Raw genomic sequence first — 6,695 nt, 5'->3', positions numbered from 1 at the left:
TCGGCGGGTTTTTTGTTCTCCCTCCCACTGGGAGAGGGCATCAGGCCGCACCGGATCAATCTTACGCAAATATCGTCATCAAATACGCAATAAACAACGCCATATGCGCCGCGCCGTTCAGCACATTGGTGCGGCCAGTGGAGAACGAAATCTGGCACAGCAGCAGCGACGCCACCATGACAATCATCTCCGGCGCGCCCAGCGCAAACTGCAATTCATTTCCGGTCATAAAGGCAATCAGCGTCACCACCGGCACGGTGAGTGAAATCGTCGCCAGTACGGAGCCGAAAAACAGGTTCATTGCGCGCTGCACCTGATTATTCAATACCGCTTTCAGCGCGCCCAACCCTTCAGGGGACAGAATCAGCAGCGCCACCAGGAAACCGGTAAAGGCCACCGGGGCGTTCATCTCGGTCAACAGCGTCTCCAGCGGGCTGGCGTTCATTTTGGTGACCGCGATAACCGCAATCAGATGCACGATCAGCCAAACCGTGTGCCACGCGCTGCTGTGCGCCGACGGCTTGCCGTGGTGCGGGTCATCGTCGTCACTGTCATCTTCATGTTCGTAAACAAACAGGCTCTGGTGCGTTTTGGTCTGAATGAGCAGGAACACGCCATACATGGCTGCGGAAATCAGCGCGACCAGCAGCGCCTGTCCGGTGGAAAAGTTCGCGCCCGGCAGCGCCATCGGGAAGACCAGTACGATGATTGCCAGCGGGAAAAGGGCGATCAGATACTGTTTAATGCCAAAAAGATTCATGTACTGGGTCGCAAATTTGCGTCCGCCCAGTAACAGGGAGAAGCCCACCAGGCCGCCCGTCACAATCATAATGATGGAGTAGAGCGTATCGCGCATCAGCGTCGGAGCGGCATCTCCGGTTGCCATGAGCGCGGAAATCAGGCTGACTTCAAGAATAACAACGGAAAGACTGAGAATTAACGAACCGTAAGGCTCGCCCAGACGGTGGGCCAGGACGTCCGCATGGCGAACGACGCTAAACGCGCTGGTTAAAATGCCCACAAGGGCAAGAATATTAATACCCACTACCACTGGCAGTGACTGACTGCTTCCCCAGAAGAGCAGTACAGCCAGTGCCAGAACCGGGAAAATGAGAGACGTCTCCTTGTGGCGGGTCTTTACCGCCTCGTGTGTTGCTGTCATGTGCTTCTCCATCAATGCAGGTGCTTGTAATTATAGATAGATTTTAAGGGCATTAAATTAACAGAAATCTGTTAAATACCCTTTATTTTTTACTTAATTTTACCCTTTGTCATGATTTTCTTATTTGATGCTTATAATATACTGTTTTCAGTAAATAAATATTAAATAACAATATATTAAGAATCATTCATGTTCATTGTTTATCGCCGGGTGGCAGCCTTGCGCATCGTCGTCCACACTTATCTTTTTAACCAAAAGAGAGGTTAGCGATGCCCTATAAAACGAAACGCGAATTACCCGATAACGTGAAAAACGTCCTGCCTGAACACGCGCAGGATATCTACAAAGAGGCATTTAACAGCGCCTGGGATCAGTACAAAGATAAAGACGATCGCCGGGATGATGCCAGCCGTGAAGAGACGGCGCACAAAGTCGCCTGGGCCGCCGTAAAACATGAATATGAGAAAGGAGACGACGATAAATGGCATAAAAAGAAATAGCCATGAAATAATTCGCTGCCTTCATTTTGACTTTTCAGGCGGTTGAACTGCCGTTGTATTGCAACTGGTCCGCTAATTGCTTATCGTAATTTGACTGCTGGCAAAATGACCAGCACATAATGCCGGGAAGGCGAATTACAGATGTCGCAAGGAAGCATGCAGTGGCGGAGGTGTAAAGTGTTAACGCGTGATTTCTTAATGAAGGCAGATTGTAAGACGGCATTTGGTGCTATTGAGGAATCGCTTCTCTGGTCAGCTGAACAACGTGCGGCGTCGCTCGCTGCCACGCTTGCCTGCCGCCCGGATGATGGCCCGGTATGGATTTTTGGCTATGGTTCACTGATGTGGAACCCGGCTCTCGAATTTGTTGAATCGGCAACGGGAACGCTGCCCGGCTGGCACCGCGCATTTTGCCTGCGCCTGACGGCAGGACGCGGCAGCGCGTGTCAGCCAGGACGCATGCTTGCACTGAAAGAGGGCGGACGCACCACGGGCGTGGCGTATCGCCTCCCGGATGCCACGCTTGAAGAGGAGCTAACACTGCTCTGGAAACGCGAGATGATCACCGGCTGCTATATGCCGAGCTGGTGCAAGCTGGAGCTTGACGACGGACGCACCGTTAACGCGCTGGTGTTTATTATGGATCCGCGCCATCCATTGTATGAAGCCGATACCCGCACGCAGGTGATTGCCCCGTTAATTGCCGCCGCCAGCGGGCCGCTGGGCACCAACGCGCAGTACCTTTTCTCTCTCGATCAGGAGCTGACCCGCCTCGGCATGAAGGACGATTGTCTGAATGAGCTGGTGGTGAAGGTGAAGGCGCTGCTGGAAGGGAACCCGCTTAACGGCACGCTGCGACCGGGTTTTGCCTGAGAATTCGCCCGGCTGGCCGGGCGTGTAATCTTACGCTGCCACGTAGCTGACAGAATGCTCCAGCGACTGACTGTGGCTGTCGATCAGCACATCCCACGTGCCGGTATATGGCACGGTCAGCCACGCCTTGTCATCCTGCACCGTCAAAATATCTGCCTGCGATTGCTTTTGCGCTTTTGAACTCATGAGATGAATGCGACAGCGCTCTGAGCAACGCACCACCACCGTATCCCCGCCAAACAGTTTCAAACTTGTTTTCACCAGTGCCATTTGTTTACCCCGTCGATTTTGCCCATCCCGAGCGTGATATTGTTCACAAATTACTCATTGCATAACACCAAAGTGGGGGACATGGGATGATGATTTTGATCAAAAAATGGCATAACGTTTAAACAAAAATGACAAAATGCCTGAAAGCATTCAGCTGGCGCGGGTTTTAGCCGGTAAACCCGCGCCGGGAGAAAATTAAATGCGGAAATGACCGGCGGTTTCAGCAAGGTCGCCCGCCTGGCTCTGCAACGCGCTGGCCGCTGCGGCGGACTGTACCACCAGTTCGGCGTTCTGCTGCACCATGCGGTCGAGATGCGTCACCGCGTGATTGATCTCGTGAATGCCTTTCATCTGCTCGCTGGTAGCAATGGAAATTTCGCGCATGATGCCAGAGACGCTGCCGATACTGGAGCGGATCTCATCCATGCTTTCCCCGGCCAGATGTACGTAACGGGAGCCGGTTGCCACGCTGTCGGTGGTGGAATCAATCAGTGATTTGATCTCTTTCGCCGCCTGGGCGCTGCGGCTCGCCAGGTTACGTACTTCGCCCGCGACCACGGCAAACCCGCGCCCCTGCTCACCGGCACGCGCCGCCTCAACCGAGGCGTTCAGCGCCAGAATGTTGGTCTGGAAGGCAATGCCGTCAATCACGCTGGTAATATCACCAATCTTAGCGGACGCTACTTCTATAGACTGCATGGTGCTGATGGCCTGAGAAACCACTTCACCGCCGCGCGCTGCTGCCGCGGAGGCCTTGCTCGCCTGGTCGTTGGCTTCAGCTGCCGATTCATTCGACTGGGTGACGGAGGCGGTGATCTCTTCCACGGCGCTGGCGGTTTCGCGCAGGCTGGACGCCGCCTGCTCGGTACGTCCGGAGAGATCCTGGTTGCCTGCCGCAATCTCCTGCGCGGCGTTTTTCACCGAGGCGCTGGCGTCGCGGAGCTGGACCATCACCACCGAGAGCTTATCGCTGAAGGCGTTAAACGCCTGCGCAATCTGCGCCACTTCGTCATCGCCGTTATCCGGCAGGCGCTGGGACAGATCGTTGGTGCCGTTGGCAATGTTGTGCATCGCGTCGCGAATGTCGGACAGACGCTTCAGCAGGCGGGCGATCAGGATGTGAACAAGAGCGCCGCTCAGGAGCGCCAGGATCACCAGCGAAACAGCAGAGGCTTTCAGCAGAGAACGCATGCCGGAAGTGGCGTCGCTATTATCGAGGGCGACCACCAGGAACCAGTTCGTGCCCGGTACGGCCGTGGCGATGAAGGTTTTTTCAACGTCATTCAGCATGCCATCGACCGGATTGCCGCTTTTCAGCGCAGCAAAATCAATGCCTTTGATCGTCTCAGCAAACGGCTTCAGCGTAAGAGCCGGATCGTTAGCGGCAATCACGCTGCCGTCACTGTTCAGGAGCAACCCGCTGCTGGCCGGAGTCGGATGGATCCCGCGCACGTTTGCCACCACACTATCCATGGCGACATCGCCTGCCACCACCGCTTTCAGGCTGCCATTCTCCTTCACCGGCACGGCAAAGGTCACTACCAGCTTCCCGGTTCCGGCGTCAACGTAGGGTGCCGTCACCACCGGCCCATCGGTGCTGACCACCTGCTGATACCAGGGACGGATGGTCGGGTCGTAATCCGCCGGGACGCCCGTCGGATCGGAGAATTTCGCCGTCTTGCTGGCATAGCCCACGTAGACGTTGGTAAAGCCGCCCGCCTGGGCAAGCTGCTTAAACACCGAAACCGGATCGTCAGCCAGCGCAACGGTCTGTGCGGAGGTAATCACCGTCATTTTGCTTTTCACCCAGTCAGCAATCGCCATGTTGTGGCTGGCGCTGGTGCTGGTCAGGATATCGCGCTGTGACTGTTGATTATCCTGACGCGTGACCTGGAAGTTTATAACGGTGTTAAGGAGAAGGGCGACGACGAGGCAGCCTGTCGTCGCGGCGATGATGCGTGCGCGAATCGATCTGAACATAAGTGAAATACCTGCTGTGTTGTTTCCATGCCTATCGGCAACCCCGCAGGTAAACTTGATGCTGAAACCGCGTCCATAAGAAAATAATATTTTTACGGGTTTATTATTAAAAAGTTAATACTTTATCGGCGGTCAGGGTCCACTCCGCCAGCTCGACCAGCGTCCCGATTTCCACGCCATCAATCAGCGGCAGCGCGGTGATGCCGCGTCCGTCGGTGCAGGTCTTACAGAGTTTACCGGCACGTCCTGCGCGGTCAGGATCTCCAGCATCTGCTGAATGTTGTAGCCTTCCGCCGGTTTTTGACCCTTCAGCCCGGCGGTCACGGCGTCGGACATTAAAAATATCCGCAAAGCCAGGTCGCTCTCTTTTTCGCGCAGCGCGATCGCCAGGCGCAGGCTGTTAAAAAGGGATTCACTGCCGTAGGCCGCACCGTTGGCGACGATCACAATTTTCTGCATGTTGACTCCTGTTCTTTTAAGGCACGAATATTGCTTTATTCCCCAGAGTTTCGCTGTCCGGGGGAGTGAGCATGACATTAATGACCGGCATTTCGCCAGGTGCAACCGAATGGCTCCAGCGCGCAAGACTGATGCGCCGGGAGCAGCTCAGCAGGCTGGCGCAGCTTGGCGCGCTGGTGCGTGGCATCAGCCAACTGGTGCATATGCTACAGTGCGAACGCGGGGCATCCAACGTCTGGCTCTGTTCACAGGGTAAGCTCTACGCGCCTGAATGCAAAGCCAGCCGGGCGCTGGTGGACGAAAACCTCGCTGCGCTTTATGACGTTCTTGGAAATCAGTCCCCCATTCCGGGAAGCGCCGTTTGCGAACGTATCGGCAGCGCGCTGCTCACGCTGGAGACGCTTCCCGCCCTGCGCGACGGTGTAAGCCAGCAAACGCTGACGGCGCCGCAGGCAATGGAGCACTACTCCCGCATGCTCCGCCACCTGATCAGTATCGTGCCGCAGCTTAATGACAGCATTGACGATCCGCAAATCGCAGGCCGTTTTGTCGCCCTTTATAGCCTGATGCAGGGCAAAGAGCTGGCGGGACAAGAGCGGGCGCTGGGGGCGATTGGCTTCACGCAGGGCTTTTTCGATGATGTTACCCGCCAGCGGCTGGTTGACCGCATTGACGGTCAGCAGGCCTGCTTTGAGATCTTTCTCTCCCACAGCGAGGCTAACCTGCAGGCGACCTTTTCCCTCAACTGCCAGCCCGATCGCGAGACAGAGCAACTCCGGCGCGTGGCCTGTACCCGCCAGCCAGCCGCAGACAATGGTCATACCGCGCTGGCCTGGTTTGCGCTGCAAACGGCGCGGCTGGAGCATCTGCGCGCGCTGGAAGAGACAATCATCGCCGACCTGATGGTTGCGGTAGCCGAGCGCATTCAGCGCGACGAGGCATACCCGCGTTCTGTGGATGAGCAGGACGATCCGCTGGCGCATTACCCGGATAAACCCCTGCTGACCCTGGTGCGTCAGCAGGCGCGCGAGATAGAGCAGCTTTCCCGTCAGCTTGCGTCGCTGCGCGATACGCTCGAGGAGCGTAAAACCATTGATAAAGCCAAAAGCGTGCTGATGACCCATCAGCATATGAGCGAAGAGCAGGCCTGGACGACGCTGCGTAAAATGGCGATGGACAAGAACCAGCGTATGGTCGATATCGCCCGCGCCTTGCTTACGGTAAAGAGTGTTTGGCAGATAACACCTAAGGAGTAGCTGCACAATCAGTGGGCATTTAGTGCCTGATTGAGGTGCGTGAAGGGCAGTGAACGCGGGCTATCGCCCCGAAAACAAGGTCTTAAAACCTGGCATTGACTTTGCATTAATCAATTAACCATTTTTGACGGTGCGCCAACGGCGGTGCACCCGTCTTCGGGATAAAGGCGTCCAGCGGTGCTTCGGCACGGCGGA

General features: G+C 56.0%; 6 protein-coding genes and 1 pseudogene. 3 read left to right on the top strand and 4 right to left on the bottom strand.

The annotated features are described in order from the left end of the window. Positions 1–61: 61 nt before the first annotated feature. A complete protein-coding gene (gene chaA / locus ACWKXT_RS05525; RefSeq protein ID WP_454529592.1) occupies positions 62–1,162 on the bottom strand; it encodes a sodium-potassium/proton antiporter ChaA in 1,101 nt (366 codons plus the stop codon). Between the two features lie 269 nt (positions 1,163–1,431). Between chaA and chaB the strand changes: the two genes are divergently transcribed. Both chaB and ACWKXT_RS05515 read left to right on the top strand, forming a co-directional pair. Next, on the top strand, positions 1,432–1,662 hold the full coding sequence (chaB, locus tag ACWKXT_RS05520) for a putative cation transport regulator ChaB (RefSeq protein WP_454531885.1): 231 nt from the start codon (positions 1,432–1,434) through the stop codon (positions 1,660–1,662). Positions 1,663–1,839: 177 nt separating this feature from the next. Beyond that, complete coding sequence (locus ACWKXT_RS05515; RefSeq protein ID WP_023344362.1) at positions 1,840–2,535, top strand: gamma-glutamylcyclotransferase; 696 nt, start codon at positions 1,840–1,842, stop codon at positions 2,533–2,535. Between the two features lie 30 nt (positions 2,536–2,565). Here ACWKXT_RS05515 and ACWKXT_RS05510 read toward each other — a convergent pair whose 3' ends face one another. The 3 genes and pseudogenes from ACWKXT_RS05510 to ACWKXT_RS05500 form a co-directional block, all read right to left on the bottom strand. Continuing rightward, complete coding sequence (locus ACWKXT_RS05510; RefSeq protein ID WP_010432930.1) at positions 2,566–2,805, bottom strand: DUF1883 domain-containing protein; 240 nt, start codon at positions 2,803–2,805, stop codon at positions 2,566–2,568. A gap of 195 nt (positions 2,806–3,000) precedes the next feature. Beyond that, on the bottom strand, positions 3,001–4,785 hold the full coding sequence (locus tag ACWKXT_RS05505) for a methyl-accepting chemotaxis protein (RefSeq protein WP_454531884.1): 1,785 nt from the start codon (positions 4,783–4,785) through the stop codon (positions 3,001–3,003). 106 nt (positions 4,786–4,891) lie between these two features. Continuing rightward, positions 4,892–5,244, bottom strand: a pseudogene (locus ACWKXT_RS05500) (DsrE/DsrF/TusD sulfur relay family protein). A gap of 71 nt (positions 5,245–5,315) precedes the next feature. Here ACWKXT_RS05500 and nasR point away from each other — a divergent pair. Next, positions 5,316–6,500, top strand: coding sequence for a nitrate regulatory protein NasR (gene nasR / locus ACWKXT_RS05495; protein ID WP_454531883.1), 1,185 nt, complete (start codon positions 5,316–5,318; stop codon positions 6,498–6,500). Positions 6,501–6,695: the final 195 nt, after the last annotated feature.

The organism is Enterobacter sp. UPMP701 (assembly GCF_053709515.1).
Note: the sequence above shows the minus strand (reverse complement) of the source record. Positions and strands in the feature narration are given on the sequence as shown.